Source organism: Erwinia sp., from assembly GCF_031978025.1.
Classification (GTDB): Bacteria; Pseudomonadota; Gammaproteobacteria; order Enterobacterales; family Enterobacteriaceae; genus Erwinia.
Map to the genome: position 1 here is coordinate 1 of NZ_DALZCD010000054.1, position 19293 is coordinate 19293.

20 protein-coding genes are annotated in these 19293 nt (G+C 55.7%); 7 read left to right on the forward strand and 13 right to left on the reverse strand.

Features of this window, described 5'->3' with window-relative positions:
* The first annotated feature begins 94 nt into the window (after positions 1 to 94).
* Genes RTK32_RS06315 through dolP form a run of 4 tightly spaced genes read left to right on the forward strand, consistent with a single transcriptional unit; the run spans position 95 to position 3740 of the window.
* Entirely contained in the window at positions 95 to 2188 is a 2094-nt protein-coding gene (locus RTK32_RS06315) for a penicillin-binding protein activator (RefSeq protein ID WP_312042630.1), read from the forward strand.
* The gene (locus tag RTK32_RS06320) at positions 2146 to 2562 is read left to right on the forward strand and encodes a YraN family protein (protein WP_312042631.1); all 417 of its coding nucleotides are present in this window, start codon (positions 2146 to 2148) and stop codon (positions 2560 to 2562) included. Before RTK32_RS06315 ends, RTK32_RS06320 begins: the two co-directional genes overlap by 43 nt.
* Before the next feature lie 5 nt (positions 2563 to 2567).
* On the forward strand, positions 2568 to 3158 hold the full coding sequence (diaA, locus tag RTK32_RS06325; RefSeq protein ID WP_125290352.1) for a DnaA initiator-associating protein DiaA: 591 nt from the start codon (positions 2568 to 2570) through the stop codon (positions 3156 to 3158).
* 9 nt (positions 3159 to 3167) lie between these two features.
* Positions 3168 to 3740, forward strand: coding sequence for a division/outer membrane stress-associated lipid-binding lipoprotein (gene dolP, locus RTK32_RS06330; RefSeq protein WP_312042647.1), 573 nt, complete (start codon positions 3168 to 3170; stop codon positions 3738 to 3740).
* A gap of 54 nt (positions 3741 to 3794) precedes the next feature.
* Here dolP and RTK32_RS06335 read toward each other — a convergent pair whose 3' ends face one another.
* The 10 genes from RTK32_RS06335 to pmbA form a co-directional block, all read right to left on the reverse strand.
* Positions 3795 to 5705, reverse strand: a complete 1911-nt coding sequence (locus RTK32_RS06335; RefSeq protein ID WP_312042632.1) for a PRD domain-containing protein — start codon at positions 5703 to 5705, stop codon at positions 3795 to 3797.
* A gap of 71 nt (positions 5706 to 5776) precedes the next feature.
* Complete coding sequence (gene dagF, locus RTK32_RS06340) at positions 5777 to 6517, reverse strand: 2-dehydro-3-deoxy-phosphogluconate aldolase (RefSeq protein WP_312042633.1); 741 nt, start codon at positions 6515 to 6517, stop codon at positions 5777 to 5779.
* The gene (locus tag RTK32_RS06345; RefSeq protein WP_312042634.1) at positions 6514 to 7635 is read right to left on the reverse strand and encodes a DgaE family pyridoxal phosphate-dependent ammonia lyase; all 1122 of its coding nucleotides are present in this window, start codon (positions 7633 to 7635) and stop codon (positions 6514 to 6516) included. Before RTK32_RS06345 ends, dagF begins: the two co-directional genes overlap by 4 nt.
* Positions 7619 to 8752: an amidohydrolase/deacetylase family metallohydrolase gene (locus RTK32_RS06350; RefSeq protein ID WP_312042635.1), complete on the reverse strand. Its 1134-nt coding sequence runs from the start codon at positions 8750 to 8752 to the stop codon at positions 7619 to 7621. The genes RTK32_RS06345 and RTK32_RS06350 overlap by 17 nt, the downstream gene beginning before the upstream one ends.
* A gap of 49 nt (positions 8753 to 8801) precedes the next feature.
* Complete coding sequence (locus RTK32_RS06355; protein ID WP_312042636.1) at positions 8802 to 9443, reverse strand: DUF4310 family protein; 642 nt, start codon at positions 9441 to 9443, stop codon at positions 8802 to 8804.
* 10 nt (positions 9444 to 9453) lie between these two features.
* A complete protein-coding gene (locus RTK32_RS06360; protein ID WP_312042637.1) occupies positions 9454 to 10230 on the reverse strand; it encodes a DUF4311 domain-containing protein in 777 nt (258 codons plus the stop codon).
* 51 nt (positions 10231 to 10281) lie between these two features.
* On the reverse strand, positions 10282 to 10578 hold the full coding sequence (locus tag RTK32_RS06365) for a DUF4312 family protein (protein WP_312042638.1): 297 nt from the start codon (positions 10576 to 10578) through the stop codon (positions 10282 to 10284).
* Between the two features lie 3 nt (positions 10579 to 10581).
* Positions 10582 to 10944 (reverse strand): SFCGS family glycine-rich protein, encoded by a 363-nt coding sequence (locus tag RTK32_RS06370; RefSeq protein ID WP_312042639.1) that lies wholly within the window; start codon positions 10942 to 10944, stop codon positions 10582 to 10584.
* Positions 10945 to 10966: 22 nt separating this feature from the next.
* Complete coding sequence (locus RTK32_RS06375; protein WP_312042640.1) at positions 10967 to 11308, reverse strand: glycine dehydrogenase; 342 nt, start codon at positions 11306 to 11308, stop codon at positions 10967 to 10969.
* 745 nt (positions 11309 to 12053) lie between these two features.
* Complete coding sequence (gene pmbA / locus RTK32_RS06380; protein ID WP_312042641.1) at positions 12054 to 13394, reverse strand: metalloprotease PmbA; 1341 nt, start codon at positions 13392 to 13394, stop codon at positions 12054 to 12056.
* 162 nt (positions 13395 to 13556) lie between these two features.
* Between pmbA and yjgA the strand changes: the two genes are divergently transcribed.
* The gene (yjgA, locus tag RTK32_RS06385) at positions 13557 to 14099 is read left to right on the forward strand and encodes a ribosome biogenesis factor YjgA (RefSeq protein WP_312042642.1); all 543 of its coding nucleotides are present in this window, start codon (positions 13557 to 13559) and stop codon (positions 14097 to 14099) included.
* 45 nt (positions 14100 to 14144) lie between these two features.
* Here the strand turns inward: yjgA and mpl are convergent, their stop codons facing one another.
* Positions 14145 to 15497, reverse strand: a complete 1353-nt coding sequence (gene mpl / locus RTK32_RS06390; protein WP_312042643.1) for a UDP-N-acetylmuramate:L-alanyl-gamma-D-glutamyl-meso-diaminopimelate ligase — start codon at positions 15495 to 15497, stop codon at positions 14145 to 14147.
* A gap of 169 nt (positions 15498 to 15666) precedes the next feature.
* Here mpl and fbp point away from each other — a divergent pair, with 169 nt between their 5' ends.
* Positions 15667 to 16665, forward strand: a complete 999-nt coding sequence (fbp, locus tag RTK32_RS06395) for a class 1 fructose-bisphosphatase (RefSeq protein WP_312042644.1) — start codon at positions 15667 to 15669, stop codon at positions 16663 to 16665.
* Positions 16666 to 16849: 184 nt separating this feature from the next.
* Positions 16850 to 17377, forward strand: coding sequence for an inorganic diphosphatase (ppa, locus tag RTK32_RS06400; protein ID WP_147194572.1), 528 nt, complete (start codon positions 16850 to 16852; stop codon positions 17375 to 17377).
* Between the two features lie 78 nt (positions 17378 to 17455).
* Here the strand turns inward: ppa and RTK32_RS06405 are convergent, their stop codons facing one another.
* Together RTK32_RS06405 and RTK32_RS06410 are read right to left on the reverse strand one after the other, a co-directional pair.
* Positions 17456 to 17809 carry a gamma-glutamylcyclotransferase gene (locus RTK32_RS06405; RefSeq protein WP_312042645.1) on the reverse strand — a complete coding sequence of 118 codons (354 nt, stop codon included), beginning with the start codon at positions 17807 to 17809 and terminating at the stop codon, positions 17456 to 17458.
* A gap of 2 nt (positions 17810 to 17811) precedes the next feature.
* Positions 17812 to 19293: translocation/assembly module TamB domain-containing protein (locus tag RTK32_RS06410; RefSeq protein WP_312042646.1), on the reverse strand; the 1482-nt coding region annotated here is incomplete at its 5' end.

Genomic DNA, 19293 nt, shown 5'->3' on the forward strand with positions numbered 1-19293 from the left:
GTGCTGGCCGAAATCTCTTCGCGTTGTTTCATTGTTTGATCCGAATTGCCGATTCAATATTGGGTATCTTGAAAAAAACATAACTGGATACAGTATGCTTCCTTCGAAAGTCATTCATAACAAAGCAGGACGCTGCGTGCCTCTGCTGCTGGCGGCCCTGATTTTTGCCGGTTGTTCCGGCCAGGGTCCACAAGCCCCGACGGTCAACGTGCAGGGCACTGCGACAGGCACTTCCGACTCTTATTTGCAGCAAATGCAGCAAAGTTCAGATGATAACAAGGTTGACTGGCAATTACTCGCGATCCGGGCGCTGCTGAACGAAGGAAAAATTCCTCAGGCCAGCGACCAGCTCGCCAGCCTGCCGCAGCAGCTCAATGATGTACAGCGCCAGGAGTCGCTCCTGCTACAGGCACAGCTAAAAGTGATGCAGCAGGACGCAGGCGGTGCGGCGAAGCTTTTGCAGCAGATTGATGCCGCCTCGTTGTCGAAAGAGCAGCAGGCCCGTTACTATCAGCTGCAAATTGCCGGTAGCCAGGGGCTGGCGTTGCTGCGTGCTTATATTGCGCAGGAACCGCTGCTAACCTCTCCGGCAGATAAGCAGAAGAACATTGATGCCACCTGGCAGGCGCTGAACCAGATGACGCCAGAACAGACGAACAGCATGGTGATTAACGCCGATGAGAACACGCTGCAAGGCTGGCTGGATCTGCTCAACGTTTATAAGGCTAACGTCAGCGATCCCGCCATGCTGAAGGCGGGCATCAGCGACTGGCAGACGCGCTATCCTAACAACCCGGCGGCAAAAATGTTGCCGACAGCGTTAAGCCAGGTGCAGAATTTCCAACAGTCTTCGACCGGTAAAATTGCGCTACTGCTGCCGTTAAGCGGCCAGGCACAGATTTTTGCTAAAGCCATCCAGAAGGGATTTGACGACGCCCGTAATGGCGCGCTGGCTCAACCGGCTGCGCAACCGCAGGAACCGGCAACGGCGCCAGCCAGTGCTGCGCCGGCTAATGCCGCCGCGCCAGCGGCCAACGGTACCGCTGCGCCAAACAGCAGTGCCGTGGCTCAGCCCGCCGCGCAAAACAGCAATACTGCCGCTCAGCCTGCTGCGCCAAACAGCAATACCGCGGCTCAATCTGCCGCGCCAAACAGCAATACTGCCGCTCAGGCCACCGTGCAAACCGGCAGCGTGGCGCAAACCGCGCCGCCATCCACATCGGCACAGGTTCAGGTTTATGACACCAGCAGCCAGCCAATCGATCAGGTTCTGGCCCAGGCGCAGAAAGATGGCGCCACGCTGGTGGTCGGTCCGCTGCTGAAAAGCAACGTCGAACGTTTAGCCACTTTACCCACCTCGCTGAATATCCTGGCGCTTAACGAGCCGGAATCGGTGCAGAACCATCCGAATCTTTGTTACTTTGCGCTTTCTCCTGAAGACGAAGCGCGTGACGCCGCGCATCATATGTGGGATCAGGGCAAGCGTTCCCCGCTGCTGCTGGTACCACGTAGCTCGTTGGGCGATCGCGTCAGCAAAGCGTTTGCTAAAGAATGGCAGCAGCTGGGTGGGGCGACCGTGCTACAGCAGCAGTTCGGTTCGCAGGGTGAACTGAAGCAGGGTATCAACAGCGGTGCGGGCCTGCGTCTGACCGGTACGCCGATTGTTAGCCAGCAGCAGCCCCAGGGCGTCACTATTGCGGGCCTGACCATTCCGGCACCGCAGGCGAATACGCCAGCGGCAGGCGATGGCAACGTGGACTCGCTCTATATTGTGGCCACTCAGGATGAGATGGCGCTCATCAAACCGATGATCTCCATGCGCGTCAGCAGCCGTAATATGGCACAAATCTATGCCAGCTCCCGCAGCTATCAGGCTGGCAGCGGCCCGGACTACCGTCTGGAGATGGAAGGCGTACAGTTCAGCGATATCCCGCTGCTGTCGGGCGGCAACCCCGCCCTGATGCAGCAGGCGGCCAAAAGCTTTAACAACGACTACTCTCAGGTGCGTCTCTATGCCATGGGCGTGGACGCCTGGACCCTGGCCAATCACTTCAATGAAGTGCGCCAGTTGCCGGGCTTCCGGCTGCAGGGTGAAACCGGTAGCCTGAGTGCTACCCAGGACTGCGTCATCAACAGGAAGTTGATATGGAGCCAGTATCGCCAGGGGCAAATCGTTCCGGCAGCCTGAGCCGCCAGCAAACGGGGGCGGGCTATGAGCTACAGGCCCGCCGCCTGCTGGAAGCTGCAGGCTTAATTTTTATCGCGGCTAACGTCCGCTTTCGCGTCGGAGAACTCGACCTGATTATGCGCGAAGGCGAGACGTGGGTTTTTGTAGAGGTGCGCTATCGCCGTAACGATCGGTTCGGCGGTGCCGCTGCCAGCGTAACCCGCAGCAAGCAGCAAAAGCTGCTGAAGGCCGCAGCCTTATGGCTGAACGGACGCCAGAGCAGCCTTGAGAGCGTCTGCTGCCGCTTTGATGTGGTAGCGATAACCGGCGCGCAGACGGACTGGTTGCCCGATGCTTTTTCGGCGGAGTCATTTCGCCAACCACTTGCCAGGTGAAAAACGTGCTGGAAAGAATAAAAGTTTGTTTTACAGAGAGTATTCAGACACAGATAGCGGCAGCGGAAGCGCTGCCAGATGCTATTTCGCGCGCGGCGATGACGATTGTACAGTCGCTGCTGAACGGCAATAAAGTGCTGAGCTGTGGCAACGGCACCTCCAGCGCCAACGCCCAGCACTTTGCGGCCAGTATGATTAACCGCTATGAAACCGAGCGCCCCAGCCTGCCTGCAGTGGCGCTGAGCGCAGATAACGTACTGTTAACGGCCATCGGTAACGATCGCCTGCACGACGAAATTTACGCCAAGCAGGTCCGCGCGCTGGGCCATGCTGGCGACATTCTGCTGGCCATCTCAACGCGCGGCAACAGCCGTGATATTGTGAAGGCTGTTGAAGCAGCGGTGACGCGTGATATGACTATTGTCGCGCTGACCGGCTATGACGGCGGTGAACTCGCCGGTTTACTGGGTCCACAGGATGTGGAAATTCGTATTCCCTCGCACCGGAGCGCGAGGATTCAGGAAATGCATATGTTAACCGTGAATTGCCTGTGCGATTTGATCGATAACACCTTGTTTCCCCACCAGGATGTTTAAGGAGCTATGATGAAGCTGATGTCCGCAACCGCCATCGTACTGACCGCACTGATGCTACAGGGCTGCGTCGCCGCCGTGGTTGGCAGCGCGGCAGTCGCCACTAAAACGGCCACCGACCCGCGTACCGTGGGCACTCAGGTTGATGACGGTACGCTGGAGCTGCGCGTTAGCAATGCGCTGGCGAAAGACGACCAGATCAAAAAAGAAACCCACATTGTAGCGACGGCCTACCAGGGTAAAGTGCTGCTGACCGGTCAGGCGCCGAGCGCCGATGTTGCCACGCGTGCTAAACAAATCGCCGTGGGCGTGGATGGCGCAACTGAGGTTTATAACGAAATCCGTACCGCGGCGAAAGCCAGCTTCGGCACGGCTTCTTCCGATACCTGGATTACCACGAAAGTGCGTTCTAACCTGCTTTCCAGCGATCAGGTCAAATCTTCTAACGTGAAGGTAACAACCGAAAACGGAGAGGTGTTCCTGTTAGGTCTGGTGACCGCCGAAGAAGCCAAAGCGGCGGCCGATATCGCCAGCCGGGTCAGCGGCGTGAAGCACGTCACTACCGCGTTTACGCTTTTGCAGTAAGCAGCAAAAGCCCGGCCAGCGCCGGGCTTTCTTTTCCCTTACCTTCCCCGCTTGCTACAGCCGACTCAGACAATCCATCGCCACCGCCTTAAAGCTGACGAAATCCCTGCTGTCGCGCAGTCGCGTCATCGCCCGCTCGCGCAGGAAGGTAACAAACAACTCGTAAATCGCCATCGCCTCTTCATAATCGCTTTTGCTGATAGCCAGCAGGAAGATCACCGAGGCCGTTTCATCTCCCCATGCAATCCCCTGAGGCGCCAGCACGGTATAGACCACGCTTTTTTTCGCCAGCAGCCCCAGCGAATGCGGTAGTGCGATGCCTTCACCCAGCATGGTACTGACAATAGCTTCGCGCTCCACCACCGAATCGTAAAACGTCTGGTCGACCGCACCCTCTTTTTCCAGCCGATCGCACAGCATTCGGAACAGCTCTGCCTGGGTGACGGGACGATCGACAATCAAAAAATGGCTGGCGTTAAAAAACTTTTCCAGCATATAAGGCCGGGTACGATCCACCAGCACCAGCTTACCGATCTGCTCCAGCTGATACGCTGTTGGAAAAGGCGACATCACCACCACCGGCTTCTGCTTCTCGCCAAGGCGCGTGGTAGAGATAACAAAATCTTCTTCAATATTCTGCTGCTGCTCATACTCACGCTGCGAAATAATCCTGCTGACTACAATCTGTGGGTATTTTCGCATCAGCATCGCTTGGATCATGCGCACGGTGGAATTGCCGCTATCGCACACCAGAAGCACCTGCGGATGGCGGCGGTAGCCCACATCATAGTGCCGTTCCAGGCCGACGCCGATATGCAGCACCAGAAACCCCACCTCGTTTTCGCTGATGGTATAAGGGGTATATTTTACCCAGCTGGATACGGCGGCCAGCGTCACGTCCCATGCCATCGGATAATGCTGTTTGATATTCGCCAGCAGCGGATTAGGAAGCGCTATCTGGTAACGCAAGCGAGTGATCATCGTTTTAATATGCGTCAGTAAATCCGCACGCAGCTGCCCGTCGCTCTGCAGGCTAAAGTTGTAGTGGGTATTGATATAGCTAAGGATGTAATTAACCAGCGATTCACCATCGTCCGGGCTGATGGCCTCTGGCGCGATCGCCTCAACGCGCCGCGCCGCAATGTTAACGCGCAGGTAGGCTTCTTCTGCAGCTGAGATCGCTTTTCCTGTTAACGGTCGCAGCAGCGCAACCAGCTGGTGCGCCGCGCCTCGCACATCGGCGTCAACGTCGTCTGCGGAAAAGTCGGAAAGCGGGTAGCCTTCACTGATGCGCCTTACGGATACGGCACAATAAAGGCGTAGATAAAACTCGCCCTCGTCGGTCATTCTGACCGCAAAACGCCCCAGGCACTGGCTCAACAGCGGCCGTAGCGTCGCTAAAATGCCGCAGTTGAGCACTTCCAGGTGCAGCAGCGGATCCTCGGCGTCTTCCTGGGCGATCTGATAGAGCAGATCGGTCAGACAGGTGCGTACAGCCATTTCGCTGCCGAAGAGCTTCATGCCGTAGCGCGGCCGGGTTTCAATCACCAGCTGATAGCGCACCAGCCACTCTCTCACTTCCGCCATATCGCTTTGCAACGTGGCGCGGCTGACGAACCATTCATCGGCCAAATCTTCCAGCTTAAGGGAGTAAGCTGAGGTGAGAAATCGGGTTAGCAAGTAATGCACTCGCGCAGCCGACGTGCGTGGAATGCGTAACGACGAAGGCGACTGATAGCGCAGCTGGCTGTAGCGCTGCGCATCGTCAATTTTTAGCTGATAGCCTTCCCCGCGATTCAGCACGAAGCGTATGCCATGATCGGCCAGCATTTCATTCAGCGCGGTAATATCCGTGCGTACGGTACGTGTCGATACCGCAAAGCGGCGCGCCAGTTCGTCCTGGGGCAGCGTCTCGTTTTGCAGCGTCTCGAAAAGTCTCGCAAGGCGTTGATTAGGGAATCTCACCGGGTTTCCTGTGGTTGTCTCTGTTGCTTTCCGTGCACAAAGGCCGGGGCCGCCCGGCCTTCGTCACGTGCTTAATCCACCAGTTTTTTGGTTATGGCCAGCAGCGCGCTGACGTCGTTGGGACGAGTATTGCCTGAAGATGGATCGATAATCGAGCTGTAAATATGCGGAATAATCTTGCTGACGCCCGCCTCCAGCGCGATTTGCAGAATGGCGGCATAATTGTCAGGATCGATGCCGCCCGTCGGCTCCAGCCAGAAATCCTGTTCCGCGCAGGCTTTCGCCACCGCGCGAAATTCTTCCACGGTATTCAGCCCGCCCATCGGGAAATATTTGACCGAGCTGCCGCCCATATCTTTCAGCAGCGCAATCGCGGTCGCTATCGGGACGATACCGTCAGGCGCCTGCGAGCTGAGCGGCCCTGTGGAAATTTTCACCCAGCCGGATTTACCTGTCGGTGATATCAGGCCGTTAACCACCGTCTGGCACTGCCCCAGCAACGCGCGGCTGGCTGCTACGCCCGTAAATACCTGATTTACGTGCTGCGGCTGTACCTGCGCGGAGATGGCACTCACCATGGCTGACTGCTTCGGATCGCCCGCGCCCAGCCCGACGGAGAGCGCATTGTCAATCAGCGCCGCGTAGTCGCGCATATCGGCAACGGCGCTGGCTACGCTGTCATAATTTTTCGACAATACGCCGACCAGTACATGGCCTTCCGCTGCTTTCCAGATCTCATGGGCATTTTCTTTGGATCCTGCCAGCACGTTCAGGCAGACACGATCGCGATAAAAATTGGGTACCAGCGTCATGCTTTTTTCTCTCCTGATAATAATGCCCTGATGGAGACGTACACAGTGTGCAGCTGCTCTGGCGATACGCTGCGCACGTCGGCCTCGACAATGCCTTCATTGGCTTTATAACCCCGGAAGTAGATAGCCACTTCGCCGGTTTTTAACCTTTGTACGATGTCGCCCGTGGCCAGCCCGATTTGCGTCTCGTCGAAATGAATTTCAGCCCGAGCGATATCCCGCCCGGCTGCATCCCACACCACGCGCGCGCGGACGCCGTCCAGTGCATTCAGGTTGTCGATAAACGGCGTCATTTTTTCTACCATCTGCGCACCGGTTATTTTCGGCTGGTGCAGATAGTTTTCGATCGCCTGTGTCAGACCAAGGATGCCCTCTTTACCCACCTTCATTGCCCGGCCGATGCCCTGTGATTGGCACTTAACCCACTCGACGTATTTTTTACGCCCCAGCACCAGCCCGCTGGTAGGGCCTTCAATAGCCTTCGCGCCGCTGTAGATCACCAGATCCGCGCCGCCCTGGTAGTAGCGCTGCAAATCCTCTTCGGCCGCCGCATCAACAATCAGCGGCAGATGGTGCTGCCGTGCCACAGTGGCCGCCTGTTCGACGCTGAGGTGGCTTTTCTGCACGCAGTGATGTGATTTGATATAGAGAATGGCCGCCGTCTGCGGCGTCACGGCGGCGGAAAGCTGTGCGCCGGAACATTCGTTGGCATAACCGGCCTCCACCAGGCGCCCGCCGCCCAATGCGACCATCGTCCCGACAGGGGCACCGTAATTGACGTTATGCCCCTTAGGCACCACGATATCGTGAGGCACAATCAACGGCGCGGCGTGGAGATTTTCCAGTAGCCAACCGTCATCTTTGACGATAACCGCCGCCACGCATTGCGCGATGCCTGCTGACGCGCAGGAAACCACGGTCGCGTCTTCACAGTCGAGCAGGCCGGCGATATAAGCTCCGGTTTTATCAACCAAATCTTGCATTTCAAAATAGTGGTTAAGCCCCTCATTTACCGTATCCACCACGCTGGCGGCGGGCGTGGAAACGCCCAGGATCGTCATCCGCCCCGAGGCGTTAATCACCTGTTTTAAGCCATATTTCTCATAAATCGAAACCATGATGCTTTTTCCCTTCTTCGGTAACAAACCAGCGGCCAGCCACGACGGCGGCCAGCGGTACCAGCTGCTTTTCCCCCGCAATCGAGTCACCGGCGGAATCGGTAAATACGCAGGGACTGTCCTGCACGGCGAATATAGTCAGATCGGCGTCATAGCCCTTCTCCAACCGCCCTTTCTGCCTCAGGCGCAGGCCATCTGCCGCGTTGACGGTCACACAGTCAATAATTTGCGGCAAGGTCATGCCTACGCTAAAGAATTTCGCCATCACGTGCGCCAGCGAATGCACCGGGCCGTTAAGGCGATTGCGGCAGTAAATATCCGAGCTGATGGTGTGCGGCAGAATGCCCTGCGCGATGGCTGCGCGGGCCACGCCGAAGCTGAAGCTGGCCGTTCCGTGCCCTACGTCCAGGCGAACACCGCGCTTTAGGGCACGCTGTACGGCAGCGCGCAGCTGTCCGGCGGGCGTCAGAATGCGGTTCGGCTTGCCGTTGTAGCAATGCGTGATGATATCGCCGCTGTCTAACAGATCGGCGATATCATCCAGATCGGGCGGATTATTACCGATATGCACCATCAGCGGCAGCTCGCCGTTTTCCTGCTGAATAACTTTGGCCCGAATAAGCGGCTGCACGCCGTTTTTGCCGACTACGCTGCTACTGATACGCGCCTTAAGACCAAGAATGAAGCCCGGAAGCCGCTGCACCGCATCACGTACGCCAACGCGATCGATTTGCGTCATGTCCGCCAGCTCGTTTTGCGTCACGATGCCGGTCCGCGCGATGTTAAGCAGCGCATACACCTGCGTGTGGGCGCTGCGGGTTAACCGATAAAACTCATCAACATCGTCCGCGCCGGTACTGCCTGCATCCACGACGGTCGTCACGCCGGTGGCAACGCCGATACAATCCGCTTCATCATGATAAATTGGCGAGTTGGGATAGCAGTGCACGTGTGAATCTATCCAACCGGCACTCAGGTAAAATCGCCCGCCCAAATCGTATTCCACTACGCCCTGGCCGCTGATTTCGCCCACCGCAGCAATTTTTCCCTGGCGAACGGCGATATCCGTCAGCCCGCCTTCCACAAGGCGCGCCTGACGCACAATCAAATCAAACATAACATCCCCTCTTTCTGCAAAAGCCGTCGCGTGCTCCCTGACCAACCGGCTAGAGCGCTATCGGAAAAAAGGCACCGAGCAGCATTGCGCCTAAAATGGCGCCGCCGGTAATCGGCTTGTTCCAGAGATAAAACAGCAGTGCGCCGATAAGTGACCCCACGCCGACAGGAATGGAGGCGGCTATAGCCGAAAGAATAATTAGCGGGCCGAGAAAACGTCCGGAAGCGTTACCGGCACCCATCATGACGTCGGCACCGTAGGTTGAATCGCTGTTATTGATGGTAAACTTGCGCGCCAGAATAATGAGATAACCGATTGCCAGTCCCAGTATCAAGCCGGTCAGCAGCGAGGCGGCAAAGTTAGAGACGGGAAAGATAATGCCGGCACCCAGCAGCAGCGCCGGCACGCCAAGACCGACCCCGGTCTGAATAGCACCGCCGATATCCAGGATCCCTACCAGCGATCCTTCAATAATACGGGCGAACAGAAAGCTCGCGCCGAAAGCCGCTACCGCACCATAAACGCCGGTTTCCATGCCCGCGCGCAGCATAGAGACGAAGGCAACCTCATTAAACGCGCCCAGCCCGTAGACGTAATACATGTGCGTCCCGGCGAACACGCCGGCGGAAAGCAGGCCGACAAAAATCGGGAAAGACCAGTCGGCATACCAGAAACCGCTTTTTGCTTCCATTTTCTTCTCCTTATTTTCCGCTGAGCGCGTTATGGAACAGCGACAGCCAGTCCGGCACGCCAAGCCGGAAGGATTCCAGCATTTTTATATCGAAGCCGCGGAAGAAGCCGCTCAGTACAAACAGCAGCACGATGGCGACCATCATCACTTTGGTCACGCGATTCCAGCCGCTTTCCTCTACGCCCTTGCCAATCAAAATGCCTAACACCAGTCCCGGTACCGCATTGCCCATAATCAGCTGCGCCAGGCCGCCAAAAATGGTGGCCCAGAAGCCCGATTTTTTACCGGCGTCGATCGCCGCCAGCCAGAAGATCACCGGCATCACGGTATTAACCAGCAGGTTAGCTGCAGGCACCAGCACCTTAACGGCGGTGATTTGGAGCGCTGCCGGCACCGCCGAAGCGGTCGAGTTGAGGAAAGCGACCACCACCATGCCGATCAGGCCGCAGGCTATGGCCATTTTTTTCGGATCGTGCAGCGTCTCCGCCAGGTTGCGATTTTTAATCATCAGCGCCGCTGCCCCCCAGTTAGGGAGAATGCGATGGTCGACATCCTGGGTAAACGATCCTGCCGCGACGGAAGAGGCCCAGGCGTTAAAAAAGAAGCCCAGGCCAAACGAGAAGTGAGAGGCGGGGTCGCCTTCACAGGAATTGAGTTCACCCAGTGTGCGAAAGGCCCCCATTCCCTGAGTCACCGGCGCATGAAACATACGTGCGGCGCCAGCGCCAACGCCTACACCGACCAGGCCGCCAATAATAAGAGATTTAAAAAGAATAATTAAAAACATCACACTTTCCTTTCAGGCTTGCGCCAACGTTTTTAAGTTATGTTTGCCCGGCTAGCACGTGAGGAAATTGATTTTGTCGACCTCAATAGCGCTCACGCTGACGGTAACGTCCAGTTCGATGCTGTAACTCCGTCGCTCCCTCGCCAGAAAGAAAAATAAAAAGCGTTCCGTCCTGACGCTTTCCCTTGCCTGCAGCACCCTGACCTCCTGAGGTTCAATACGCAGCAATACCTTACCGCTCGCCTTTAACAGCGTGCTCTGCACGCGGCTCAGCGCATCGGCAATTGCTTTCTCCTTGGTCTCGCCTTTGCCGCTGACCTTTACGGTGGTAGTCAATTGTTCCTTCATCGGTCAGGCACCGTGCTTCTTGTTCCAGGCCTGTACCAGACGCTCGCCCAGCTCTTCCTTATCCATAAAGCCAAAGCCGAGTACGTTCGCTCCCTCGTTGATGGCGGTCACGCCTTCGTCTACAGAGCGCATTCCATATTTCGCTTTGTAGCCGTGTTTGGTTTGCGCGGTAATAGCACCCGCGCCGCCGCTGCCACAAAAAGAGATACCGAAGGTAGCGTGCTCTGCTTTCATGACATCGCCCAGCTTCATATCCGCTGCCACACCCGGCACCACCACAGCTTTACCGCCCGCCTTCTCGACGCCTGCCGCCACCTTCTGCCCTTTCCCTAAACGATCGCCAATGACAACAATGACTTGTGACATATATTTGCTCCGGATGATGGATTTATGGTTGGTTTTCTTTCGCCACTTCAACGTGTACGGAGAGCAGCCAGGCTTCTTCTTCAGGCAGGTTGCCAAAGAGCTTGACCACTTGCCGCGCCAGCGACAGGGAAGCTGGCGAGATGTCGTCAAACAGGTCGGCCTCGACTTCCGGTAGCGTTTCACCCGTCAGCGAGCGTGAGGCCATGGCCTGCACGTGCGAAGCCAACATCTTTTGCTGAACGGCATTGGGATAAATATGGCTGGCGGCAAACAGCTCGTGGGTTTGTAACATCACTTTGTCAGCCAGTTCCTGAACCGCCTGTTGCTCGTCGATTGTTTTTAACGCTACTGCTCCATCTTTCACGCAACGCCCCTTATTTCCGTTTCTGCACGGATTTTACATTTGCCGTTCATCAGGAAAATAAATTAACGCCGCGCGCGCTCGCTGTGTAGCTCGCTTTTTTCCGTTTCAAAGTGGAAATAACAGCTTGCGATGAGATCGCTCCCACAAAAAAAGGCTCAGGCTGTATAAAACACTGCTGGAACGGGCAGAACCCTTATAAAAATCGGTGAAAAATGCCCTCAGGCTTCATGCAGAAAAAGTTGGAGTAAAAGAAGCGTCGGATAAACGGGAACAGAGAGGAAAAACTTATAGCTTAGCATCGGCCGCCAGACATCAGGCTTATAACCGTTCAGAAACAAGACGGTAAATCACTCTTAAACACCGCCGGAAAACAGGCCAGCCTTGGGATATAATGCACGCCGAGACAGAGAACGAAAAAAGCTGTTATTAGTCTTGAAATACTATTGAATTTCAAAATATTAATAATGCTATATCACAGGCTGCTTCTGTCATTCTCACTAAAATAAAGTCTGTTCAGCCAGGCCAGGCGGGGTTTATTGCTGGCGTTTGCTATGGCAAAAAATGTTATAGCGAATTTATTTAGCGCAAATTTAACAAATTATTCCGGCAGCAGCACGCATGTTGCAATAAGAATATTTGGAAAGCGTTACGTATGGGTTTATTTGTAAATAACAAGAAGGAATGCCGGGGAAATAATTTCGGGAAATTAAAAGGGGGTTTCCCCCCTTAATCTGAAAAGATAACGTTACTGCCCGGCAATTTTCATTTCCGGAATCAGGACGGAACCGCACTGAATATTACTGCGGGTTTCAATATCGCTCCCGACCGTGACCATATTAAGCCACATATCCTTCAGGTTCCCAGCGATGGTAATTTCGCTTACCGGATACTGAATTTCGCCGTTTTCGACCCAAAAGCCCGCTGCCCCGCGCGAGTAGTCGCCGGTGATGCCGCTGACGCCCTGCCCCATCAGCTCCGTCACAACCAGGCCTGTCCCCATTTTTTTCAGTAGCTGGTCAAAGCTGTCGCCCTGGCCATTGATACGCCAGTTATGGATGCCGCCTGCATGGCCCGTGCTTTTCAGGCCCAGCTTGCGCGCCGAGTAGCTGGTCAGTAGCCAGGTTTGCAAGATGCCATCCTTGATGATATCGCGCTGTTCGGTCCGCACGCCTTCGCTGTCGAACGGCGTAGAAGCCAAACCTTTTAACAGGTGTGGCTGCTCCTGAATAGTCAGCCATTCCGGCAGGATCTGTTTGCCCATTGAATCCAGCAGGAAGGTCGATTTGCGGTAGACGCTGCCCCCGCTGATGGCGCCGACCAGATGGCCAAACAGGCCAGTTGCCACTTCCGCCGCAAAAATAACCGGTGCTTTCATGGTGGCAAGTTTGCGCGGCGAGAGGCGGGAAAGCGTGCGTCGGGCACACTCTTCGCCCACCCACTCCGGTGATTGCAGATCTTCGATAGCGCGGCCGATGGTATAGGCGTAATCACGTTCCATATCACCATTAGCTTCAGCAATCACGCTGGCCGAAATCGAATGTCGACTGGAAGAGTAGCCCTGGATCATGCCGTGACTGTTGCCGAAGACTTTCATGCCGATATGGCTGTTAAAGCTGCCGCCTTCGGTATTGGTAATGCGCTTATCGGCTTTGAGCGCAGCCTGTTCCGCCCGCGCCGCCATTTCGATCGCCCTGTCAGGATCAAGCTCGGTTGGATGGAAGAGATCCAGATCCGGCGCCTCGAAAGCCAACAGATCGCGATCCGCCACGCCCGCATAAGGATCGGCAGAGGTATAACGGGCAATATCGACAGCGGCCTGCACGGTACGCGCGATCGCGTCCGGGCTGAGATCGGTGGAAGAGGCGCTGCCTTTGCGATTCTGATGATAAACGGTGATGCCTAAAGCGCCGTCGCTGTTAAATTCAACGTTTTCTACTTCGCCGTAGCGGGTGCTGACGCCGATCCCCGTGGTTCTGGTGACGGCAACTTCCGCCCCATCGGTGCTGGCTTTGGCCAGCTCGAGTGCTGTTGCGACTGCCTCTTCGAGGGTTTTACGCTGTTCTGCAACTTGGGAGAGTAATTTCATCGACCTACCATATAATTAACAGAGGGCTTTTCTGGGTATACGCCACCAGATTTCCGGACTCTTCAGGGTTTCAGGTTTACCTGAGTCTAACAGACTCAGCGAACAATTTCGCAGTAGCCTGAGTTTCCTGATAGCATTAGCCTCTTTTTTAGGGAGCCTCCCATGACCAAACAGCCTGACGACTGGCTCGATGATGTACCAGATAACGAAGAAGAAGATGATGAAATTATCTGGGTCAGTAAAAGTGAAATTAAACGTGACGCCGAAGAGCTGAAGCGCCTGGGCGCCGAGCTGGTAGAACTGAGCAACAATTCGCTGGATAAAATCCCGCTGGATGAAGATTTGCGCGCCGCGATTGCCCTGGCGCAGAAAATTAAGAAAGAGGGCCGCCGCCGCCAGCTACAGCTGATCGGTAAAATGCTGCGCTCGCGCGATGAGGATCCGATCCGTCAGGCGCTGGACAAGCTGAAGAACCGCCATAACCAGCAGGTTGCGCTGTTCCATAAGCTGGAGATGCTGCGCGATCGTCTGGTTGCAGAAGGCGATGACGCAATGGCGGATGTTTTACAGCTTTATCCGAATGCGGATCGCCAGCAGCTGCGCTCGATGATCCGTAACGCCCAAAAAGAAAAAGCGGCCAATAAGCCGCCAAAAGCCTCCCGCCAGATCTTCCAGTATCTGCGCGAACTGGCCGAAGCTTCCTGATAACGCTGCGGGTATACTTACCCGCAGCGTCGACAGGCTGACCCGTTAGGCCAGCCTGTCCAGCAGTTTCTGATGAATACCGCCAAAACCGCCGTTGCTCATCACCAAAATGTAATCGCCCGGCTGGGCCGTTTTGGCGATCATCTCGACCAGAGTATCCACATCCGCACTCCAGTGAGCAGGCTGGACGCACGCCTCCGCCACTTCGGCTACCTGCCACGGAATATGGTGTGGCTGCAGCAAAAATACCTCGTCGGCACGCCCCAGCGCAGGCGCTAAATCATCTTTGCTGACGCCCATTTTCATGGTGTTGGAACGTGGCTCAAGCACGGCCAAAATACGCGCTCTGCCGCCTACCTTGCTGCGCAGCGCGGTCATGGTAGCCAGAATGGCGGTCGGATGGTGAGCGAAATCGTCGTAAACCTTGATGCCATTAGCTTCACCACGCAGTTCCAGACGACGGCGCGCATTGATGAAGTCATCCAGCGCCTTACCGGCATCTTCCGGCTTCACGCCGACGTGGCGCGCCGCGGCAATAGCCATCATGCCGTTATGCATGTTGTGCTCGCCCACCAGTGACCAGTTCACTTCCGCTACACGTTCGCCGTCCAGCCAGACTTCCCAGTGCGATGCGTCCGGGGTCAGTTTCTTCGCCTGCCAGCGGCCGTTTTCACCGGCGCTTTCCTGCTCGCTCCAGCAGCCCATCGCTATTACCTGTTTCAGGTTGCTGTCCTGCTCCGGCACAATAATCCGTCCCTGACCCGGCACGATGCGTACCAGATGATGGAACTGACGCTGGATAGCTTTTAAATCATCAAAAATATCCGCGTGGTCAAATTCGAGGTTATTAAGGATAAGCGTACGCGGACAGTAATGGACAAACTTTGAACGTTTGTCGAAGAACGCGCAGTCATACTCATCAGCCTCAATGACGAAGAATGGGCTTTTTCCTAAAGTTGCAGAAACGTCGAAGTTGCCCGGTACGCCACCGATCACAAAGCCCGGTTCCAGCCCACATGCCTGCAGGATCCAGGCCGTCATGCCCGCTGTAGTGGTTTTCCCGTGCGTACCGGCAACCGCAATAACCCAACGGTCACGCAGCACAAAATCATGCAGCCATTGCGGCCCGGAGAGGTAAGGAATATTACGTTCCAGTACCGCCTCCACACAGGCGTTGCCGCGGGTCATGGCGTTGCCGATGATCACCAGATCGGGGGCGGGATCGAGCTGGGAGGCATCATATCCCTGAATTAAATCAATACCTTGCTTTTCTAAAAGCGTGCTCATCGGCGGATAAACGTTGGCATCGGAACCGGTCACTTCATGGCCCAGCGATCGGGCCAGCATTGCCAGACCGCCCATGAATGTGCCGCAGATACCGAGGATGTGAATACGCATAAAAGGTCCGTTTACTGAAAGGGTCGGTGCACAGTGTAGCGTCCTCATCGTGCGGAAGAAACGGAATTTGCCCTATGTTCTTTATCGCTCATTCGGCTAAACTGCCCCGGTATACGTTGGCAGTTTGTATCACAGGCTGCTGTTCAACCGCAGATTCAGGGATTGTGTTATGAAAACGTTAGGCGAATTTATCGTCGAGAAGCAACACGACTTTCCTCACGCCACAGGTGAACTGACGGCGCTGATTTCAGCTATCAAGCTGGGCGCAAAAATCATTCACCGTGACATCAACAAAGCGGGGCTGGTCGATATTCTGGGCGCCAGCGGCGTGGAAAACGTGCAGGGCGAACAGCAGATGAAGCTTGATCTGTTTGCCAACGAAAAACTTAAAGCCGCTCTGAAAGCACGCGGCATCGTCGCCGGTATCGCTTCTGAAGAAGAAGATGAAATCGTTATTTTCGAAGGCGTAGAAAACGGTAAATACGTGGTGTTGATGGATCCGCTGGACGGTTCTTCTAACATCGACGTTAACGTTTCCGTCGGCACGATCTTCTCTATTTACCGTCGCATCACGCCGCCAGGCACGCCGGTAACGGAAGAAGATTTCCTGCAGCCTGGCAGCCAGCAGGTCGCCGCAGGCTATGTCGTCTACGGCTCCTCCACCATGCTGGTTTACACTACCGGCTGCGGTGTACACGCTTTCACCTACGATCCTTCGCTGGGCGTTTTCTGCCTCAGCGCGGAAAAAATGGCTTTCCCGGAAAATGGCTATACCTATTCCATTAACGAAGGCAACTACATCCGTTTCCCACAGGGCGTGAAGAAATACCTGAAATTCTGTCAGGAAGAAGATCAGGTGACGCGTCGCCCTTATACGTCGCGCTATATCGGCTCGCTGGTGGCAGATTTCCACCGCAACCTGCTGAAAGGCGGCATCTATCTCTATCCAAGCACCGCCAGCCACCCACAGGGCAAGCTGCGCCTGCTGTATGAGTGCAACCCGATGGCGTTTCTGGCCGAACAAGCCGGCGGCAAGGCCAGCGACGGTAAAAATCGCATTCTGGATTTAGTGCCGCAAACCCTGCACCAGCGCTCGCCGTTCTTTGTCGGCAACACCGATATGGTTGAAGATACCGAGCGTTTCCTGCGCGAATATCCGGACGCGTAAGGCAGACGGCTATACAGACAGGGCGATCCCAGATCGCCCTGTTTTTTTATGCCCGCTTTGCCCGCGCGTTAAATAACCGGCCAGCGTACTGGAGCATTCTGAAAGCCCAAAAAGGGGGCATACTTTCATATCCAGTTGGCTATAATGAGCGTCACTTGATTTAAGACGATTAAAGGAATTCACCATGAGTTTAAACCAGGTTCCAGCGGGTAAAGACCTGCCAGAAGATATCTACGTTGTTATTGAAATCCCGGCCAACGCCGATCCGATCAAATATGAAGTAGATAAAGACTCCGGCACGCTGTTTGTTGACCGCTTCATGTCAACCGCGATGTTCTATCCGTGCAACTACGGCTACATCAACCACACGCTGTCTCTGGATGGTGACCCGGTAGACGTGCTGGTACCGACGCCGTACCCACTGCAACCAGGCTCAGTAATCCGCTGCCGTCCGGTTGGCGTGCTGAAAATGACCGATGAGTCTGGCGAAGACGCCAAACTGGTTGCGGTTCCGCACACTAAGCTGACCAAAGAGTACGATCACATCAAAGATGTGAACGACCTGCCAGAGCTGCTGCGTGCGCAGATTACCCACTTCTTCGAGCAGTACAAAGCGCTGGAAAAAGGCAAATGGGTGAAAGTGGAAGGCTGGGACAACGCCGAAGCGGCTAAAGCTGAAATCGTTGCCTCTTTCGAGCGTGCAAAGAAGTAAGCGACTGCATTCGTCCGCCTGGCGGACAGAAGAGATAAAAACACCGCTCAGTGAGCGGTGTTTTTATTTATACACGATTCAGGCAGGATCCTGGTTATCCCGCCGCAGCCAGTCTCCGCTGGCTATCCGCTCCTTGCCCTCTACCGAACGCTGATAAACGTAGAGCCATGCGCTGCCGTAAGGCGTTGGCATCAGCTCGCGCTTATACTCTCCCCCTTTGGTTCTGAGCGCGTCCAGCTCGCCCAGCGTGGAGGCGTCTACCCGGTAGACCTCGCAGTAAACCTGACCGCTACCCACGACGACGCCGGGGTAGAGGCCCAGGTTATACAGCTCATAGCCGTTGATCTGATGATCGCCCAGCCACTGCCCGTTGGTCATCCAGTGACTGTTGCCTTGCTTGCGTCTCAGGGTGCCATAGACAATTATTCGCATTGCTAGAACTCAAACTGATAGAGCACATCAAGTGCCTGGTCTACACCAGACACCGCTTCCAAATAAAGTTTGGGCATCAGGCGATAACGTAAGGTTAAGGTCGCCAGTGAATCAAATATGCCAACACCATATTTTACCTGTAGACCCGGCAGCACGTAACCGCTGACCTGAACCTGCTGGCTGTCACCGACGCCCGCCGTGTCCAGCGCGAGATTACTTACGCCGAAAGTCTCCCCGATTTTACCCACAACCTGCCCACTTTGTGCAAGCCCTAATCCCACCAGCGCCGAGGTTAATGCGCTACTGTCGCTACCGGTAGCGTCCAGGCCCTGTCCGCGCAGCAGATAAGAGAGCGCTTCCTGCTGCGACATGGCCGGATCGGAGAAGACCTCCGCCTTCGGCTCATCGGCCAGCCCGGTGACGCGCACGCCCGCAGTGACGTCATTTTCCGTCGCTTCCGGATTGCGAATGGCTTCAATATTCAGGTAGGGCTGGTTGGCCGGCCCCGAGAATTGCAGTTCACCCTTACGGACGATCAGATCCTGGCCATAGGCGTGGAAGCGGCCGGAAGGGATATTGATCTGCCCGTTCAGCCCCAGCCCACGTTTATCCTGCGCCAGCTTCAGATCGCCGTTTAGTTTCGCTTTCAACCCAAAGGCGCTCAGCCGTACATCGTTACCGACGTGGATAATCAGGTTGCTGTTGATGGGGATCGCCGCGCTTTTCGGCGCAACCGGCTTCAGGTTCTCATCCAGCAGCACTTCATCTGAAGAGACGCCAACGGCGCTTTCTGGCACCTCTTGCACGATAACCCGCGCCCAGGGGATATCAACCCGGCCGTTCAGATTAAACGCCTGTGGCGTAGCGTCAAACTCCAGATCCGGTGAAACGTCCATGCGGATCATCGGCGGTACCGTTACGCGAATTTTGCTGCCCTTCGCTGCGATACGCGCTCGCCAGGCATCCGGTTGCGCCCAATCCGCGTCGCCGCTAAGGGCCAGCTGTCCCTGTGAGGTTTTAAGCAGCCCCTGTAACGTTGAGCTCATGCCGTTAAAGACCATGTTCAGATTGGCTGCGGTCAGTTCGACCGGCATAAAACTGCCCTGAACGTCGACATTCTTCAGCCCCAGCTGACCAAAGACCTGCGGTTTTTGTAGGCTACCGCCTAAACGCAGCGCGCTGTTCAGCACGCCCGCCACTTTTTCGCCCTGCATCAATGCCGGGTTAAACAGCGCCAGATCGATATTTTTGATATTTACATTGCCGCCAAGCCCGCGTTTATTTTGCGGATCGGTGATTTGCACGTTTCCGTCCAGCTGACCGTTTTTGGCAATGCGGATCAACCAGTCGAGCTGCGCGCGACCGTCACGCAGCGCCGCGTTCAGGTTCAGCGTATCAAAGGCGATCGGCAGAGTTTTACCGTCCACGTCCTGTGCGACCTTCACGCCGTTGCCTTTCAGCGAGACGCGGCCCTGGGGTAAACC